Here is a 17412-nt window from a genome sequence, read left to right on the forward strand (position 1 = left end):
AAAACGTAACCGTATCAGGACTTATTACGACGCTGCGCCGGTACCGGTGACTTACGCAGTTTGCGCCTCTGGCGTTCCAGGTTCTGTTTTTCCCCCTGGGTTAGCGGTCGCTGGCCCAGCTTGGGCAGACCGGCGGTGATACACAGGTCGTCAATTTCCCTGGGCTCCATCTCAATCCACTGGCCCACGCGCACGTGGGATGGAATAAATACACTGCCATAGCGCACCCGCTTCAGGCGGCTCACGCGCACCCCCTGGGACTCCCACAAACGGCGCACCTCGCGATTGCGTCCCTCCATCACCACGCAATAAAACCAGCGGTTTCTACCCTCGCCGCCGCTTTCGACAATATCGGTAAAGCGCGCGGAGCCGTCATCCAATAGCACCCCTTTAAGCAGGCGTCGCTTCATTTCCTCATCCACATCTCCCTGGATGCGCACAAGGTATTCGCGATCGATCACCGATGAGGGGTGCATCAACTTGTTGGCCAGCTCGCCACTATTGGTAAACAGCAGCAGACCACTGGTGTTGAAATCCAGGCGGCCAACGGATATCCAGCGGCCGGTTTTCAGCCGGGGCAGGCGATCGTAAACCGTGGGGCGCCCTTCCGGATCGTGGCGCGAGCAAATTTCGCCGACAGGTTTGTTGTACAGTATTACCCGGCAGCGGTTTTCCCCGCTGGAGGGCAAGCCCTGGCCATCAAATTCAATATGATCCGCACTGGTCACCCGTTCTCCGAGTTCCGCTACTTTTCCGTTAACGGTCACGCGACCCGCATCGATCGCGCGCTCCATCTCACGCCGCGACCCCAGGCCGCTGCGCGCTAATACTTTTTGCAATTTTTCGCCTGCTGGCGAGGTGCCATCACTCATGGGGTGGTGTTTTCCGCTTGCACTACTTCTTGGGAATCTTCATCGACATCGCTACTTCCCGGCTCCTCTTGATCGGTTGCAGCCTCAGTGTCGATATCACCAAACAGGCTGCTTTTGGGCAGTGTTGCCGCGATAGGGGCTTGTGGCTCCCCAGCGTCGTCGTCCTGTTCAATTTCGCTTTCATGTTCTTTTTCCGGAGTTGACCCCTCCTCGGCGTCAACACTCAAAGGCTCAGAAGCCTCTGGGCTTTCAGACTGCGTCTGCGCCAACTCCCATTCATCTTCCGGCGCCTCATCCTTGATCTCTTCTTGCGCCTCTGTGGATAACTCAGCTACTGCCACATCATCACTTTCGGCAGCTTCGGTCTCTATCTCGGGCTGCTCGCCATCGGTCTCTAGCTGTATATTGGCCTCCGCAGCGATTTCCTCAAGCGCTGCAGCGATCCGGGCGTCCTCCTCAGCATCGGTATCCGTTTCCGCATCTTCAGATTCCTGCTGCTCCTCACTTTCCAGTGCGCCGGCCTCCTCTTCCGTTTCCACACTCGCCTGCTCGCCCTCTGAAAGCTCCTCTCCCTCAGCGGCGAGTGCAGCCGCGATTTCCTCGGGGGGGAGCCCCTCTGATTCGAGAATCTTATTCAAGCTCTCGATATCACGGATTTCAGCCAAAGTGGGCAAGTCATCCAGGGAGGACAGATTGAAATAATCTAGGAAATCCCTGGTAGTCGCGTAGAGGGAGGGCTTGCCGGGCACATCGCGGTGACCAACCACCTTGATCCAACCTCTATCCAACAGGGTTCTCACTATCTGAGAGCTGACCGCAACCCCGCGGATCTCCTCAATATCCCCACGGGTGACCGGCTGACGGTAGGCAATAATCGCCAATGTTTCCAGAGTTGCGCGGGAATACCTTTGCGCTTTTTCCTCCCATAGGCGGTTCACCCAGGGGGCCAGATCTTCCGGCACCTGGAAGCGCCAACCACTGGCAACTTTTTTCAGCTCAAAACCGCGTCCGGCACAACTCTCGGCAATCTCACCGAGCACATCCCGTAGGGTTGTGGCGGAGGGGCGCTCCTCCTCGTCCAACAAGGACAACAATTTTTCCTCACTGAGGGGCTGAGCCGAAGCTAACAAGGCACCCTCCAGGATTCTGCGCAGTAATTCCGGAGCGATTGTCATCTTATTGTTCCAACTCTTCTTCTCTGGGCTCCACCTGCCCTTCAGAATGTGACTCCTGATCACTCAAGTCTTGACTCAAGGTACTCTCGGCATCGGAAAACTGGGGTGTTTCCCCCGGCTCTTCTGCGTAGGAGTCATCTGTACTTTCGTCAAGTTCATCATCACCGGCTTCATTGCCCTGGCTAGCTGCGCGCACATGAATGGGCCCAAAAGCTTCATTTTGTACCAGCTCGACCAGAGACTCCTTGACCAGCTCCATCACCGCCAGGAAAGTCACCACCACGCCAAGGCGCCCCTCTTCTGCGGTGAACAGACTCACGAATGGCACAAACTGGCCGTGGCGGATCTGATCCAGCACCTGAGTCATACGCTCGCGGGTAGAGAGCTTTTCGCGTTCCACTTGGTGGCTCTCAAACATATCGGCGCGGCGCAACACATCCGCCAGCGCAACCAATACCTCCTTGAGATCCACCTCTGGGTCGGGCCGGGTAATATTACGGTCCGGTCCTTCGGCACTGGCCTGATGGATATCGCGGCCCATGCGCGGTATTTCATCGAGATCCTCGGCGGCAGTTTTGAAGCGCTCGTATTCCTGCAGACGGCGAATCAGTGCAGCGCGAGGGTCCTCACCCTCTTCTTCTTCCGCTGCTGGCGGGCGCGGCAACAGCATGCGCGACTTGATCTCGGCGAGCATTGCCGCCATCACCAAGTATTCCGCCGCCAACTCAAAACGCATCGACGTCATCATCTCCACATAAGCCATATACTGGCGGGTGATGTCCGAGACGTTAATTTCCAAAATATCCAGGTTCTGGCGGCGGATTAAGTAAAGCAGCAGATCCAGTGGGCCTTCGAAGGCTTCCAGGATAACTTCCAGAGCATCTGGTGGAATAAAGAGATCTGGGGGCAGGTCGGTAAATGCCTCCCCCAACACGAGTGCGAGAGGGCCTTCGCCCTCTTCGCTCTCCTCGGAGAGCGGGTTTTCCGTGGGCGAATCAGCAGGGGCGGCAGATTCGGTAGCTGCAACATCGGCGAGCACCTGTTCCTCCACCTCGGCTATTAGTTCTTCACTGGACACCCTGCCCCACCCTCAAAATCGCAAACGGCCGATTATACACCAGTGAGGCACTAATCAGCCCAGTATTTCATCTGTGGCGCCACAGCCCTGGCGAATTAGCTCGGGCTCATCGCCTGTCAGGTCAATTACCGTAGTCGCTTCCATTCCACAAAAGCCACCATCGATCACCAGCTCCACCTGGTGCTCAAGGGTGTCGCGAATATCATAGGGGTCGGTCAGCGGCTGCGTATCGCCAGGCATAATCAGGCTGCAGCTCATCAACGGCTCACCCACCGCCTCAATCAACTCCAAAGCAATGGGGTTGTCGGGCACGCGAATGCCAATGGTTTTGCGCTTGGGGTGGATTAGACGGCGAGGCACCTCTGCGGTGGCCGGCATAATAAAGGTATAGGAGCCCGGGGTGTGGTTCTTTAGCAGGCGGAACATCTGGTTATCCACCTTGGCGTAAGTGGCTAACTCGGAAAGATCGCGACACATCAGGGTAAAGTTGTGATTTTTATCCAGCTGACGCAGAGCGCGAATCCGCTCAACCGCTAGCTTCTCCCCTAATCGGCAGCCTATCGCGTAGGCAGAATCAGTGGGATAAACAATCACCCCACCACTAGTCACTATATCTGCGGCCTGACTGATCAGCCGCCCTTGAGGATTGTCCGGATGAATTTGAAAGAACTGCGCCACAAAGCCCCCAAGCTTTAATCAATTGAAACCTCTTGCGGCGGGCTCTGATACCCGCCGGGGATTAGGGTTCGACCAATGCCGACTCCCCCTCTGGTGTGATGTGAAAATTCACACTGTCAGGCAGATACTGCTTCCCCGGGTCGATCCCGGTGCAGAGTGTGCCACAGATTCCACACCGGCTCGACGTCTTCGGGTAAACGCACACAGCCCAGCTCCCTCCAGGGCTGCTCCGGCTGGTGGAAATCACTCCCCAAAGAGCTCAACAATGGAGCTTTGCAGGAATCGCCAACGGCCAACGCCATGAGGGTGCGCAGTTCTCTGGTCTGCGTGGGGTTCTGCCGACCGCAGAGCAGCTCTATAGCATTCCCGCCACTGCGGTAGAACTCTGTCAGCAGACGCAGTAATTGGGTTCGAGTGAGACTGTACTTGAGAGGGTGTGCCAACACTGCCGAGCCGCCAGCAGACTGAATGGTTTCTACAGTCTCTTGCAATTGTGGCCACTCCACGCGCACATCGCCGATCTTGCCGGCGCCCAGATAGCGCTTGAATGCCCGCGCTGTGTCCTCAACGTGCCCGGCTTGCACCAGCCAACGGGCGAAGTGCGGCCGCCCCAGTACGGAATCACCGGCAATCGCACGCCCCCCCTGCAAAGCGCCCTGAAAACCGCGCTTCTCTAGACGTTCGGCAATCCGCTCGGCGCGCTCTTGGCGCAATCGCTCGCGCAGGGCAATTGCCTGCCGCAAGCACTCGGCTGCCGGGTCAATATTCAATCCAACTACATGGACGGAGCGCCGCCCCCAAAGGCTGGAGAATTCGATCCCCGTCATCACGGTGATGCCTAATTGGTCACCAACCGCCTGTGCCTCAGCTACACCACCCACCGTATCGTGGTCAGTGAGTGCCATCAGTGTCACACCTTGAGATTTCGCCCTCGACACCAGCTCAGTAGGACTTAAAATACCGTCGGAAGCGGTACTGTGGCAGTGAAGGTCTACAAGGTCTGTATTCAGATCTTCTGGCAGGAAACTCAACAGCAGGCTCTCACTCTCTCTTAAGGGGTTAAAAGTCGCAGTATCTATTATTTGGAACAATCATCCGGTGGCGCTGTCCTACTCGCAACCGGTGTTTTCAAGGATAGGGCCCGGACCATAGGTCTCCCTTGGCGGCCACGAGGAACCGGAGTCTGACAGCAGTATTGTCAGTGGGGAAGCGATTTTCCTTGAGGGCCATTGCAATATGACCTCTCAACCAGCTTCCCGCGGGCATTATCACCGGAATTGAGTATGACCGAAACGAATTCGACCACCCCAGTAGCCCAACAGAAGCCCAAGAAGAAAGAGGGCTTACTCGGCAACCTGCTTCTCAACATCGTTATCCCCACCCTGGTCCTGACCAAACTCTCCGGGGACGACTGGCTTGGCACCAAATGGGCCCTAGTGGTCGCACTGGCTTTCCCTCTCGGCTACGGACTGCGCGACCTCATTCGCTCTGGTAAGGTCAACTTCTTCTCCGCCCTGGGAACTATCAGCATCCTGCTCACCGGTGGTATCAGCCTGCTGGAGTTGGATCCGCAGTATATCGCCATTAAAGAAGCCGCCATTCCAGGGCTGCTGGGTATCGCCACCGTTGCCTCCCTCTACACCCGCTGGCCACTGGTAAAGACGCTTTTGTACAACGACCAGATACTGGATACCGCCAAGATTGCCCAAAGTCTCGCCAACAAAGGCAACCAGGGTGCCTTTGAGCGCACCTTGCAACAGGCATCCTGGATGATCGCCGCCTCTTTTTTCCTCTCCTCAGTACTCAACTACGTACTGGCGAAAGTTATTTTACAGAGCCCTCCGGGTACGGAAGCCTTCAATGAGGAACTGGGTAAAATGACCGCACTCAGCTATCCGGTGATCGCCCTGCCGGCCACCATTATTTTAATGCTGGTTCTCTTTTTCCTCTTTTCCCGTATCGGCAAGCTTACCGGGCTGAAGCTGGAAGAAGTCATGGTTGCCCAATAACAAAATTTCCTGATCAACTAACAAGAGCAAAATTCACAATGTGGTACGCAATCATCAGTGAAGATGTTAGCGATAGTCTCCCTTTGCGTAAAAAAGCGCGTCCAGACCATTTAGCCCGACTCAACCGTCTTAAAGACGAGGGGCGCCTGCTGGTTGCAGGCCCACACCCCGCCGTTGATAGCGAAGAACCCGGTGAGGCTGGCTTTAGCGGCAGCCTAGTGGTTGCCGAATTTCCCTCGCTTGAGGAGGCTCAGGCCTGGGCCGACGGCGACCCCTATGTGGCTGCTGGTGTCTACGCTTCAACTTCTGTCAAGCCATTCAAATTAGTACTGCCCTAATAACAACAAGCACAAGCTGTATCGCAATGAAGAAATTATTGTGCGGCCTGATCGCCGCCACACTGCTCAACGCAGTCCCGGCAACTGCCGCCGCCGAAACTCGCTATATCACCGACCAGCTACATGTGCCCATGCGCGCCGGTAAAGGCAATGGATTTCGTATCCTGCACCGCGGCTTGCCCAGCGGCACCCAGCTCAGTGTTCTCGAAGATGCCCCGCAAGAGGGTTGGACCCGCGTGCGCACCCAGGGTGGCACAGAGGGGTGGGTGAGGCGCCAATACCTGGTCTCCGACCCAGTGGCCAAACTCAAGCTGGAACAAGCGGAAGCGAACCTGGCACGCTTTGAGAAAATGGAAGGCAACCTCGGTGGGGAAGTCCGCCGCCTGGAGGAAGAAAATAGCAAGCTGAGTAGCTCCCTGGAGTCCGCCCAGCAACAGAGCCAGACGCTCGCAGCCGAGCTGAAAACCCTAAAGGCGTTATCAGCAGATGCCCTGGCACTCAATGAGCGCCACCAGAAGCTCCTGCACCAGCACGAACTACTCAAGCAGGAGAAGACCATGGCAGAAGCGGAAATTCAGCGCTTATCCGGCAGTGAAAGCCACAAGTGGTATATGTATGGCGCTCTGTCTGTACTACTGGGCGCCCTCCTTGCAATGATTGCCCCGCACCTACGCCCGCGCAAGCGCCACTCAGAGTGGGCGAACTGATTTCGCCCACTCTCGTCGAAATCGCATACTATTGAGCCCCGGGGGAAGTGATATCCCCCCAGGCCCTACATCCAACTCAAAAGCGGCTGTGTCGAAACACTGCCGTAAAACCTAAAGGACTTAGGATGATGCGTAAACTATTTGCAATGCTACTCTGTGCAACCCTTGCCCTTCCCGCATTGGCCAAAAACCCGCGCGTGGAACTTAAAACCGACTTGGGCATTATTCAGATCGAACTCTTCGCCAAAGAAGCTCCGGTCACCGTACAGAACTTCCTTACTTATACCGATAACGGCTTTTACAATGGGATCATCTTCCACCGGATAGTACCGGGCTTCGTTGTTCAGGGTGGCGGATTTACTTTCGATTTCCAGAGAAAGGAAACCCAAGACCCCATCGTCAACGAATCCGCCAACGGCCTGCAAAACCTGCGCGGCACCCTCTCCATGGCAAGAACCAACGACCCAGACAGCGCTACCTCTCAGTTTTTTATCAATCTGGTCGATAACACCAGGCTCGACGCCCAAGAAGACAAGCCCGGCTACGCCGTTTTTGGCCGGGTGATTGCCGGCATGGATATTGTGGAAAAGATGGTAGAGCAGCCAAGGGGCCTCTATCGACAGCACCCAAGTGCCCCCAACACTCCCATCCGCATCCTTGAGGCCAAACGTATAGACACCGGTGACAACGCCGTCGCCACCAACAGCAAGGGAGAATAAGCTGTGATCGCTCTCAGTGTTAATCTCAACAAGATCGCCCTGATCCGCAATTCCCGCGAGGGTAACTTCCCCGATGTCACTGCCCACGGTCGGATATGCCTAGACGCTGGTGCGCAGGGTATCACCGTACACCCACGCCCAGATCAGCGCCATATCCGCCCCAATGACGTACGCGAATTGGCTGCACTGTGCCGCGATCGCCAGGGTATTGAGTTCAATATTGAGGGCAATCCCTTTGCCCTGCACCAGGGGGACTATCCCGGCCTGATGCCGTTAGTACTGGAAACCCAACCAGACCAGTGCACCCTGGTCCCCGACAGCAACGATCAGCTAACCTCCGATCACGGCTTCAACCTCAAACTCGATGGCCCGCGCCTGGTCCCCCTGATCGCCAGACTCAAGGACGCCGGTGTCCGAGTTAGCTTGTTTATGGATCCGGATCTAGAGCAGATCAGCCTGGCCAAGGATGTGGGTGCTGATCGCATTGAGCTGTATACAGGCCCCTATGCAGAAGCAGCCGCAAAACAGAGTGCGGAACTGGAAGATATCTTCAGCGCTCACTGCGCCGCCGCCGAGCATGCTCGCCAATTGGGGCTGGGGGTAAATGCGGGCCACGACCTGAACCTGGTCAACCTGCCCCGCTACCGCACCCTGCCAGGATTACAGGAAGTCTCAATCGGCCACGCCCTCACCGTAGACGCCATCGGTATGGGGCTGGAGAATGCTGTTAAAGCTTACCTGGACTGCCTCGCCGGCAACTAATGAAGACACTCAACATTATTGGTGCCGGGCGCCTGGGGAAAACTCTCGGGCGCTTGTGGCAACAGACCGGTTTTTTTCAAGTTCAATCGATTTTTAACCGCAGTCTGGAAAGCGCACAGGCTGCCGCCGAGTTTATCGGCGCCGGGCACGCAGTAGCCGCGCTGGAATTGATGAAGCCCGCAGACTTCTGGCTAATCGCTTGCAGCGATAGCGAGATTGCCGCAACAGTTGAACGCCTCGCCAACCACCTTGGCGAACGCGAAAACATAGCAGCCTTCCACTGCAGTGGCGCCCTGAGCTCACAAGTGCTCGAAGTGCTGCGCCCTGCCGCTATCGCCAGCGCCCACCCGGTGCACAGCTTTGCCGACCCGCTGCGCTCCCTCGATAGTTTCGCCGGCTGTAGCGTCGCCCTAGAGGGCGAAAGCTCTGCAACAAAGGCTTTAGCAGAAGCTTTCACTACCATAGGCTGTGAAATACTCAACATCGAAGCCCAGCACAAGTCTCTATACCATGCCGGTTCGGTGATCGCGTGCAACTATCTCACCGTACTCATAGATCTCAGCCTGAGCAGTTTCGCTGCGGCGGGTATCGACCGCGATAGTGCCCTCAAGTTACTGGAGCCAATTGTTCTGCAGACCGCACAGAATAATATGGCTCTTGGACCGGAGAATTCTCTCACCGGCCCGATCGCCCGGGGCGACCTGGAAACAGTAGCCAACCAGCTGAAAGACTTAACCTCCACAGCCCCGGAACTCGCGCACCACTATCGCCAACTGGGCCTCGCCTGTGTAGAGTTGGCGCGGCGGGGCCAGCTATCCGATGAGAGCGCGGCCAAATTGATCGAACTACTGAGCGAGCCAATGCGGTGAAAGACTCCTCTGAATACCTAAAAAAAAGGGCCTTTTTCGACAGCCTACTAACTATTTATGGGCGCAAGCCGGTGCTCGAAGCACTGGAAGACCCAGAACTTCCGGTACACAAGCTGCACCTGGCTAGCAGCAACCGACGCGACCAGCTGATCAGTCGAATGGAGTCTCTGGCCGAGGAGCGCCAGATAGAAATCTCCTACTTGGATCGGAAAGAACTCTCCCGCATCTCGAAAAATTCTCGCCAGGACCAGGGTGTAGCGCTGGATCTGGCCCTACCCAACTACGGCAACTACAAAGCCTTCCTGCCCAAGAATGAGGCTAAGACCTACGAACTTTTAGCGCTGGACGGTATTACCAATCCACAAAATCTCGGCATGATTATCCGATCAGCCTGTGCCGGCGGTGTGGATGGTATTCTCCTGCCGAGAAAGGGCTGCGCACAGATTGACCCACTGGTGATCAAAGCCAGCACCGGCACTCTGTTTAAAACCCAGATACTACGGTGCGACACCCTGACCGATGCACTAAGCGATTTTCGCGATTCCGGCGCACGTATCTGTGGCCTGTCCTCCCATGCCTCAATGACCCTTGCAGAGGTTCCCGGTAACAAACCAACTATTTTTGTTCTGGGCAATGAAACCCGCGGGGTTAGCGATGCGGTCACCAAGCAGTGTAACGAGCTAGTGCGTATCCCCATGCAAAATGGTGTGGAGAGCCTCAACGTAGCAGTTACTGCGGCACTGATCAGCTTCCGGCGCCAACTTTAATCCGCCCAGGGCATCTCTGTGCAAAAGGTGCCCCTTCTTTCTCTTTCAACCCCCTAATTACCAACTACACCCCTCTCGAAGAGTGGCTACCCACAGATTCTGTGGATATCTCTGAGGATAACTATTCTTTCCCTGTCGCAAAGGCCCATGGTTGCGCCAATGTGACAATCTGAAGAAAAAATGACCAGCTTTTGAAACGCCCAAAAAATCAACGAGTTACAGTGAATTACAAGATAAAAGCAAGAGACGTGCGCACCAGTTAAGCGCCATTTGAAGCAAAGGGCTCAGCTGTGGAAAGTGGCACGCTTGGCGGGGAAAATAGAGAAATGGGGCGCCAAGCGCCCCATTAAAGAAGTGAGATTAAGCGCTTACTCCCACTCGATGGTAGCCGGTGGCTTGCTCGATACATCGTAAGCCACGCGGGAGATATGCTCTATCTCATTAATAATGCGGTTGGAGACTTTCTCAATCAACTCGTAGGGCAAATGCGCCCAACGCGCCGTCATAAAGTCCACGGTTTCCACGGCTCGAAGCGCCACTACATATTCATAGCGGCGGCCATCGCCCACCACACCAACCGATTTCACCGGCAGGAATACCACAAATGCCTGGCTGGTTTTGTGGTACCAATCAGCCTTGTGCAACTCCTCGATAAAGATGGCGTCTGCCTCGCGTAAGATATCGGCATACTCTCTCTTTACCTCGCCGAGAATGCGAACGCCCAGGCCCGGTCCCGGGAAGGGGTGGCGGTAAACCATATCGTAAGGCAGACCCAACTCCAGGCCGATTTTGCGCACTTCATCTTTAAACAGCTCACGCAGTGGTTCCACCAGTTCAAACTGCATATCTTCCGGCAAGCCGCCCACGTTGTGGTGAGACTTGATTACATGGGCTTTGCCCGTTTTGGCGGCGGCAGATTCGATCACATCTGGATAAATAGTACCCTGAGCCAGGAACCTCACATCCTGCAATTTGGACGCTTCTCGATCGAAAATCTCGATAAAGGTATTGCCGATAATTTTGCGCTTGGCTTCAGGCTCATCCACACCTGCCAGACGTGAGAGGAAATCCTCTTGCGCATCGGCGCGAACAACCCGCACGCCCATATTATCGGCAAACATTTGCATCACCTGATCGCCCTCATTTTTGCGCAACAAGCCGTTGTCCACAAAAACACAGGTCAGCTGATCGCCAATAGCCTTGTGCAGCAGTGCCGCCACCACAGAGCTGTCGACACCCCCGGAGAGACCCAGCAATACCTTGCCATCACCCACCTGTTCGCGCACTTTGGCAATGGAGTCCTCGATAATATTGGCCGGGGTCCAGAGCTTTTCACAACCGCAGATATCAATGACAAAGTGTTCATAGATGCGCATACCCTGCAGGGTATGTGTCACTTCCGGGTGGAACTGTACCCCAAAGAAGTTCTTGTCAGCGGAGTACATACCAGCAATGGGGCAGGAATCGGTGGAGGCCATCAGCGCAAAGCCTTCCGGCATTTGCACGACTTTGTCGCCGTGGCTCATCCATACATCCAGCAGCGCCTCACCATCATCGTTGAGGTGATCTTTGATATCGCGCAGCAGATTGGAAGTGCCCTCTACTTTTACCTGGGCGTAGCCAAACTCGCGGACGTTACTTCCCTGTACGGCACCACCTAGCTGGTGTGCCATGGTCTGCATGCCATAGCAAATCCCCAGAACAGGCACGCCCAAGCTGTAAACCACTTCTGGCGCGCGGGGAGAGCCCTCTTCCGGTACAGATTCGGGCCCACCGGCCAGGATAATACCTTTCGGGTTATATTCGCGGATCTCTTCTTCGCTCATGTCGAAGGCGCGAATTTCGGAAAAAACACCCAGCTCGCGCACTCGGCGGGCGATCAATTGGGTGTACTGGGACCCAAAGTCGAGGATCAGAATTCGACTGGAGTGGATATCTTGGCTCATGATTGACTCATTAACAGAATAAATAACGGCAAACGGACCTGAAAGGTCCGTTTGCGGCTTGGTACTGAAAGTTGTTCACCGAGGGGCTTAGCGTCCTCCCACCGGGTAGTTGGGCGCCTCTTTGGTAATCTGCACATCGTGTACATGGGACTCACCCATGCCGGCGGCAGTTACCCGCACAAATTCCGGACGGGTGCGCATGGTTTCAATATCCACACTACCGGTATAACCCATAGCAGAGCGCAGGCCACCGAGCATCTGGTGCACAATGGCAGACAGAGGGCCTTTATAAGGGACGCGCCCTTCAATACCTTCCGGGACCAGTTTTTCAGCGCCCTTGCTGGCATCCTGGAAGTAGCGATCGGAGGAGCCCTGAGTGCGCGCCATGGCACCGAGGGATCCCATACCTCGATAGGACTTGTAAGTACGCCCCTGGTATAGCTCCACCTCACCCGGCGCCTCTTCGGTACCGGCAAACATAGAGCCCATCATTACGGAAGATGCACCCGCAACAATTGCCTTGGAAATATCACCGGAATAGCGGATGCCACCATCGGCGATCATAGGTACCCCTGTTCCTTTAAGCGCAGTGGAAACCTCAGCAATTGCCGTTACCTGGGGCACACCGATACCCGTCACGATTCGGGTGGTGCAAATAGAGCCCGGGCCAATACCTACCTTCACCGCATCCGCACCAGCTTCAACCAATGCGCGCGCGGCGTCGCCAGTGGCAATATTGCCGCCAATTACATCCACCTGAGGATGCATTTCCTTAATGCGACGCACGCGATCAATTACGTTGCGGGAATGGCCGTGGGCAGTATCCACAACCAACACATCCACACCGGCCTCTACCAGAGCCGCTACGCGGTCATCGGTGTCAGGACTGGTGCCCACTGATGCGCCAACACGCAGGCGACCATCGGAATCTTTACAGGAGTTCGGGTATTGCTCTGCCTTATTAAAGTCTTTAACGGTAATCAGGCCGCGCAACTCAAAATCATCGTTCACAACGAGTACTTTCTCGATGCGGTGCTTGTGCAGCAATTCGCGCACATGATCAGAAGAGGCATCTTCGTGTGCAGTTACCAGGCGCTCCTTTGGCGTCATAACACTGGCAACACTCACATCCAGGTCGGTAAGGAAGCGAACATCGCGGCTGGTAACAATACCCACCAGATCTCCTTTATCCATTACCGGAACACCGGAAATATTGTGATGGGTTGTCAGGGCGATCAATTCACGCACGGTGGCATCCGACTCGATCGTAATCGGGTCTTTTACCACACCGGCTTCAAATTTTTTCACCGCACGCACCGCAAGAGCCTGTTCTTCAATGGACATGCTCTTGTGAATAATGCCGATACCACCTTCCTGTGCCAGGGCAATTGCCAGGCGCGCTTCCGTTACTGTATCCATAGCAGCGGAGACAATGGGAATATTCAGGGTGATATTGCGGGACAGCTGGGTTTTAAGGCTGACATCCTTGGCGGTCACCTCGGAATAACCGGGCACAAGTAGGACGTCGTCAAAAGTGAGGGCTTCGCGCGCGATGCGCAGATTGGATTCAGACATTGTTGACACTCAAACCTCGAATAGGCGGGATTGGGTATCGGCGCGATTATACCTCTCAGGAATAAAAGCGCAAATGGCATTTCATAGAAAATCAGATTTAACGAGTAAAGCACTTTACCTATAAAGGGGATACTGCAATATTGCTCCGCCAGTTTTCACTTGAGAGGCACAGATGCAATCCAGCCCAGCAACTCCCAACAGCAAACGCAGTGTCCTGTCGGTAAGCGATTTGAACCGGGAGGTGAAACAGCTGCTGGAGGGCAGCATTCCACTACTGTGGATCAGCGGGGAAATCTCCAATTTTACTGTGCCCAGCTCCGGCCACTGGTATTTTAGCTTGAAAGATGCCCGCGCCCAGGTGCGCTGTGCCATGTTTCGCGGGCGCAACCGCAGTGTGGCTTTTCGCCCACAAAACGGCCGCGAAGTGCTGATCCGCGCACGGGTTAGCCTCTATGAGGGCCGCGGTGAATTCCAGTTGATCGTGGAACATATGGAGGAAGCCGGCTTCGGCGCCCTGATGCGCCAACTGGAACAACTCAAAGCCAAATTACAGGCCGAAGGGCTATTCGACAGCGCCCGAAAACGCGCCCTGCCCTATTTGCCCACCAATATTGGCATTATCACTTCCCCGACTGGTGCCGCGATTCGCGATATGATCCATGTATTGGGTCGACGCCACCCTGGAGCGCGAATTGAACTCTGGCCAGTGGCTGTACAAGGCCAGGGAGCGGCGCAACAAATCGCCGGCGCTATTGAAAAAGCTGGCCGCAGCGGTCGCCACGACCTACTTATCGTGGGGCGTGGTGGCGGCTCTTTGGAGGATCTCTGGCCTTTCAATGAGGAGATTGTTGCGCGAGCCTTGGCCACCTGCCCCATTCCCACAATTTCTGCGGTAGGCCACGAAACAGACACGACCGTTTCCGATCTGGCTGCCGATCTACGCGCACCCACCCCCTCAGCAGCAGCGGAAATTGCCAGTGCAAATGCCGCTGAGTTATATCAACGGCTGGAAAATAGTAGGCTTCGATTATATAGGGCCATACAGCAGCAGGTTCGCCACTTACAGCAGAAAATTATGTTGAGCCGTAATCGTTTACGCCACCCGCGCGAACAACTGCAAAACCGCTCGCAACGCCTGGACCACCTGGAGATGCGCCTATTGGCCGCAGGCCAGCAGCAAATTCAGCAGCGCCGCAACCAATTGGCAGCAGCTCAACGGGCCTTTACCCACTACCAACCCCAGAGGCAATTACAGAAAAAAGGAGAACAGCTGAAATTTGTGCAAAGCACTTTGCAACGCGCGGCTGAGCGCCTTTTGCAGCAAAAAGCGGACAGGCTCAACCACCAAGCGCAGTTACTTCACAATGTGAGCCCACTGGCTGTTTTACAGCGCGGCTATGCTATTGCCAAGGATTCCCAAGGTAAACCTCTAAAAGACAGCCACACGCTCGAAATAAACCAGGAAATTGAAGTTCAATTGGCCCGGGGTCACTTTTCCGCCAAGGTAGAGAACATCAGTCACTGAAACCAGAAAATGGGCTGAAGAGGCACGACACTATAATCCACACATAGAGAGCTTTTGGAGCTATCTATGAGGTGCCGTTATAAAGCTATCAGCCCCTATTGCTGGATTTTTTTATACTTTTTTATACTAATTCTCGCACTTGCCGGGTGCTCCCCAAAAGCACCCGAAGATTCAGAGAAGTCAGGTACTTTACAACCTACGGCCTCTTCAGAAAGTAGCCCTCAGGCAAATACCCCAACCGAGGAGAAAAAAAGTCCTATTGTTATTCCTGCAAAAGAACAACAGGTCAATTACATTGAAACCGGAGACCTCAAGGAAATAAAAAAACACGGCACCATCCGCTTCGTGAACTTGACCGGAGCAGCGGAAAACCTATTACCTAGAGACGGAGTAGTCAGCCTGCGTCACTTCGAGCTGGGAAATAAACTCGCCGACCAATTAAAACTGGAGGCCAAGTGGATTAAGGCCCCAACCCCCGACAAAGCAGTAGAAATGTTAATCGCCGGTGAAGCTGATGTCATTGCCTATAACCTAACAGTGACCGATGCGCGAAAGAAAATCATTGACTTCAGCGTACCCATGCGCCAATCCCGCCTGCAGCTAGTTACTGGCCCTTCCGGTCCAGATATTAGCGACCCGAGCAAACTTAACGATGTTGAATTAATTGTTCCGCAGGGCTCTGCCAATATAGAAGCTGCGCAACAATTAATTGCCAAATATCCTGATGCGAAACTTTCTGTGCGTGAATTTGTTATTCACGGTAATCGCGATGGTTTGATCGATATGCTCAATATGAAAAATAATCGGGTCGCGATTCTCGAGAACTTTTCTGCGGAGGATTTACGCAACTATAGGGACGACTTACGCCTAGGGGCTTATGTTAGCGAGATGCAGAATATCGCCTGGGGAATGCGCAAAGACACTAAGCGACTCAATTCCACCGTGGATAACTTTATTACTCGAAATCTGGTGAAGGCCCAGGAAGAGCGCATCACCGACTGGAAGGGCATTAAAAAATCTGGTGTTATTCGCTTGCTTACTTATAACGGCCCCACGACCTACTTTATTTGGAAAGGTCTGTTAATGGGTTTTGACTATGAATTGGCAAAAGCCTTCGCAGACAAACACAAACTGCAGTTACAAATTATTGTGGTGCCGTATGAAGAGAGCTTAGCGGACTGGCTCAGGGCCGGACGCGGGGATTTTGCCGGATCGGAACTCAATATCACCCCATCCTATGAGCCACAAGGGATGGTATTCACCAAACCTTATGTAGAGTCGGCAGAGCAAATCATAAGTAGCAAAAATAAACCCCCAATCGAAAAAATTCAGGACTTGAGCGGCCGAAAACTCACTCTACGTGCCTACTCTTCTTTTATTGACACAGCTAAAACTCTGCGCAACGCAGGTATTGACGTAGAAGTTCAGGTTGCACCGCCGGATATGTCCCAATCACAAATTTTCTCTTTGATCTCGGACGGTCTAATCGATGCCACCATTTCAAATTCTGGGCGCGCAAAAATTGAGGCTTCAGTACAGCCCAATTTGGTACTAGGCACATTACTCGGAGACCCCCAGCCCCAAGGCTGGCTGGTTCTACGCCAGAACTGGCATCTACTGAAGAACCTCAATAAATTTATCGAGGGCTATAGAAAAACTGCGAAGTATAAAAAACAGTATGCGGCCTACTTTGAGCCCAACAAACGCTTTATGCAGAGGGTTAGCACCCGAATAATCCCAGGAGAAAACCTCTCCCCCTATGATGACCTGGTAAAAGAATCGGCTTATAAATATGATTTTGACTGGCGCATGATCGTTGCACAAATGTGGCAGGAAAGTAATTTCAATCCAAAAGCGGTTTCACCGGTTGGTGCACAAGGTCTGATGCAGGTAATGCCGGCAACCGCAGAGGAAATGGGATTTCCACCCCCACTATTTGAACCGGAGCGCGCCATTAAAGCCGGTGTGAAATATATGGACTGGGTCAGAGACCGGTTTAACCCCTCCCTGCCCACGGTAAACAAACTCTGGTTCACTCTAGCCTCATACAACGCTGGTTATGGCCACCTTCTCGATGCACAGCGCCTCGCCAAGCAGTTGGGCCTAGACCCCAATGTCTGGTTCGACAATGTAGAAGTAGCCATGTTAAAGCTGGCCCAACCCCAGTATTTTAAGCGTGCGCGTTATGGCTATGTAAGGGGATCGGAGCCTGTGCAATATGTGCGTAACATCAGCAATCTCTACAAGGCCTATGTAGAAATGATGAGCGACGATGCCAGTGTGGCTGTGCCCCTACAGAAAGCACCGGGTATCAGCTATTGCTCGCCACTCCACACCCCAGAGGGGGTTATCCAACAGATACCCAATTACTCCGCTCCGTAGGCTACCAACG

At 54.3% G+C, this 17412-nt stretch carries 15 protein-coding genes and 1 pseudogene; 9 read left to right on the forward strand and 7 right to left on the reverse strand.

Features of this window, described 5'->3' with window-relative positions:
- Positions 1–14: 14 nt before the first annotated feature.
- The 5 genes and pseudogenes from rluB to ACJJJA_RS16755 all read right to left on the reverse strand — a co-directional run bounded on the left by rluB (position 15) and on the right by ACJJJA_RS16755 (position 4894).
- On the reverse strand, positions 15–872 hold the full coding sequence (gene rluB, locus ACJJJA_RS16735) for a 23S rRNA pseudouridine(2605) synthase RluB (protein WP_444902814.1): 858 nt from the start codon (positions 870–872) through the stop codon (positions 15–17).
- Positions 869–2047, reverse strand: coding sequence for an SMC-Scp complex subunit ScpB (gene scpB, locus ACJJJA_RS16740; protein WP_444902815.1), 1179 nt, complete (start codon positions 2045–2047; stop codon positions 869–871). The genes rluB and scpB overlap by 4 nt, the downstream gene beginning before the upstream one ends.
- 178 nt (positions 2048–2225) lie before the next feature.
- Positions 2226–3086: pseudogene (locus tag ACJJJA_RS16745) on the reverse strand (segregation and condensation protein A); the annotation flags it as partial.
- A 93-nt stretch (positions 3087–3179) separates the two neighbouring features.
- On the reverse strand, positions 3180–3803 hold the full coding sequence (locus ACJJJA_RS16750; protein ID WP_252082697.1) for an L-threonylcarbamoyladenylate synthase: 624 nt from the start codon (positions 3801–3803) through the stop codon (positions 3180–3182).
- Positions 3804–3919: 116 nt separating this feature from the next.
- Complete coding sequence (locus ACJJJA_RS16755) at positions 3920–4894, reverse strand: PHP domain-containing protein (protein ID WP_444902816.1); 975 nt, start codon at positions 4892–4894, stop codon at positions 3920–3922.
- 192 nt (positions 4895–5086) lie between these two features.
- Between ACJJJA_RS16755 and ACJJJA_RS16760 the strand changes: the two genes are divergently transcribed.
- The 7 genes from ACJJJA_RS16760 to rlmB all read left to right on the forward strand — a co-directional run bounded on the left by ACJJJA_RS16760 (position 5087) and on the right by rlmB (position 9974).
- Positions 5087–5812: a VC0807 family protein gene (locus ACJJJA_RS16760; RefSeq protein ID WP_252082700.1), complete on the forward strand. Its 726-nt coding sequence runs from the start codon at positions 5087–5089 to the stop codon at positions 5810–5812.
- Positions 5813–5850: 38 nt separating this feature from the next.
- Positions 5851–6150, forward strand: a complete 300-nt coding sequence (locus ACJJJA_RS16765; RefSeq protein WP_444886839.1) for a YciI family protein — start codon at positions 5851–5853, stop codon at positions 6148–6150.
- Between the two features lie 26 nt (positions 6151–6176).
- Positions 6177–6857 (forward strand): TIGR04211 family SH3 domain-containing protein, encoded by a 681-nt coding sequence (locus ACJJJA_RS16770; protein WP_252082703.1) that lies wholly within the window; start codon positions 6177–6179, stop codon positions 6855–6857.
- A 128-nt stretch (positions 6858–6985) separates the two neighbouring features.
- Entirely contained in the window at positions 6986–7576 is a 591-nt protein-coding gene (locus ACJJJA_RS16775; protein ID WP_444884163.1) for a peptidylprolyl isomerase, read from the forward strand.
- Between the two features lie 3 nt (positions 7577–7579).
- Positions 7580–8338, forward strand: coding sequence for a pyridoxine 5'-phosphate synthase (locus ACJJJA_RS16780; protein ID WP_444884162.1), 759 nt, complete (start codon positions 7580–7582; stop codon positions 8336–8338).
- Positions 8338–9207 carry a Rossmann-like and DUF2520 domain-containing protein gene (locus tag ACJJJA_RS16785; RefSeq protein ID WP_444902817.1) on the forward strand — a complete coding sequence of 290 codons (870 nt, stop codon included), beginning with the start codon at positions 8338–8340 and terminating at the stop codon, positions 9205–9207. Before ACJJJA_RS16780 ends, ACJJJA_RS16785 begins: the two co-directional genes overlap by 1 nt.
- Entirely contained in the window at positions 9204–9974 is a 771-nt protein-coding gene (gene rlmB, locus ACJJJA_RS16790) for a 23S rRNA (guanosine(2251)-2'-O)-methyltransferase RlmB (RefSeq protein ID WP_444902818.1), read from the forward strand. Before ACJJJA_RS16785 ends, rlmB begins: the two co-directional genes overlap by 4 nt.
- Positions 9975–10342: 368 nt before the next feature.
- On the opposite strand, the gene guaA is transcribed toward rlmB, so the two are convergent.
- Together guaA and guaB are read right to left on the reverse strand one after the other, a co-directional pair.
- Positions 10343–11920 (reverse strand): glutamine-hydrolyzing GMP synthase, encoded by a 1578-nt coding sequence (gene guaA / locus ACJJJA_RS16795; RefSeq protein WP_444902819.1) that lies wholly within the window; start codon positions 11918–11920, stop codon positions 10343–10345.
- A gap of 87 nt (positions 11921–12007) precedes the next feature.
- Entirely contained in the window at positions 12008–13495 is a 1488-nt protein-coding gene (guaB, locus tag ACJJJA_RS16800; RefSeq protein ID WP_444886843.1) for an IMP dehydrogenase, read from the reverse strand.
- Between the two features lie 172 nt (positions 13496–13667).
- On the opposite strand from guaB, the gene xseA reads away from it, so the two are divergent.
- A complete protein-coding gene (xseA, locus tag ACJJJA_RS16805; protein WP_444902820.1) occupies positions 13668–15020 on the forward strand; it encodes an exodeoxyribonuclease VII large subunit in 1353 nt (450 codons plus the stop codon).
- Between the two features lie 66 nt (positions 15021–15086).
- Entirely contained in the window at positions 15087–17402 is a 2316-nt protein-coding gene (locus ACJJJA_RS16810) for a transporter substrate-binding domain-containing protein (protein ID WP_444902821.1), read from the forward strand.
- The last annotated feature ends 10 nt before the right edge of the window (positions 17403–17412 follow it).

It is taken from the genome of Microbulbifer mixtoriginis (SeqCode), from assembly GCF_052466865.1.

What these genes read in the sequence shown, in the direction of transcription:
- ACJJJA_RS16765 (WP_444886839.1), top strand. Translation starts at nt 5,851, where the DNA reads ATGTGGTACGCAATCATCAGTGAAGATGTTAGCGATAGTCTCCCTTTG.
- ACJJJA_RS16810 (WP_444902821.1), top strand. Translation starts at nt 15,087, where the DNA reads ATGAGGTGCCGTTATAAAGCTATCAGCCCCTATTGCTGGATTTTTTTA.
- guaA (WP_444902819.1), bottom strand. Translation starts at nt 11,920, where the DNA reads ATGAGCCAAGATATCCACTCCAGTCGAATTCTGATCCTCGACTTTGGG.
- guaB (WP_444886843.1), bottom strand. Translation starts at nt 13,495, where the DNA reads ATGTCTGAATCCAATCTGCGCATCGCGCGCGAAGCCCTCACTTTTGAC.
- ACJJJA_RS16785 (WP_444902817.1), top strand. Translation starts at nt 8,338, where the DNA reads ATGAAGACACTCAACATTATTGGTGCCGGGCGCCTGGGGAAAACTCTC.
- ACJJJA_RS16760 (WP_252082700.1), top strand. Translation starts at nt 5,087, where the DNA reads ATGACCGAAACGAATTCGACCACCCCAGTAGCCCAACAGAAGCCCAAG.
- scpB (WP_444902815.1), bottom strand. Translation starts at nt 2,047, where the DNA reads ATGACAATCGCTCCGGAATTACTGCGCAGAATCCTGGAGGGTGCCTTG.
- xseA (WP_444902820.1), top strand. Translation starts at nt 13,668, where the DNA reads ATGCAATCCAGCCCAGCAACTCCCAACAGCAAACGCAGTGTCCTGTCG.
- rluB (WP_444902814.1), bottom strand. Translation starts at nt 872, where the DNA reads ATGAGTGATGGCACCTCGCCAGCAGGCGAAAAATTGCAAAAAGTATTA.
- ACJJJA_RS16775 (WP_444884163.1), top strand. Translation starts at nt 6,986, where the DNA reads ATGCGTAAACTATTTGCAATGCTACTCTGTGCAACCCTTGCCCTTCCC.
- ACJJJA_RS16770 (WP_252082703.1), top strand. Translation starts at nt 6,177, where the DNA reads ATGAAGAAATTATTGTGCGGCCTGATCGCCGCCACACTGCTCAACGCA.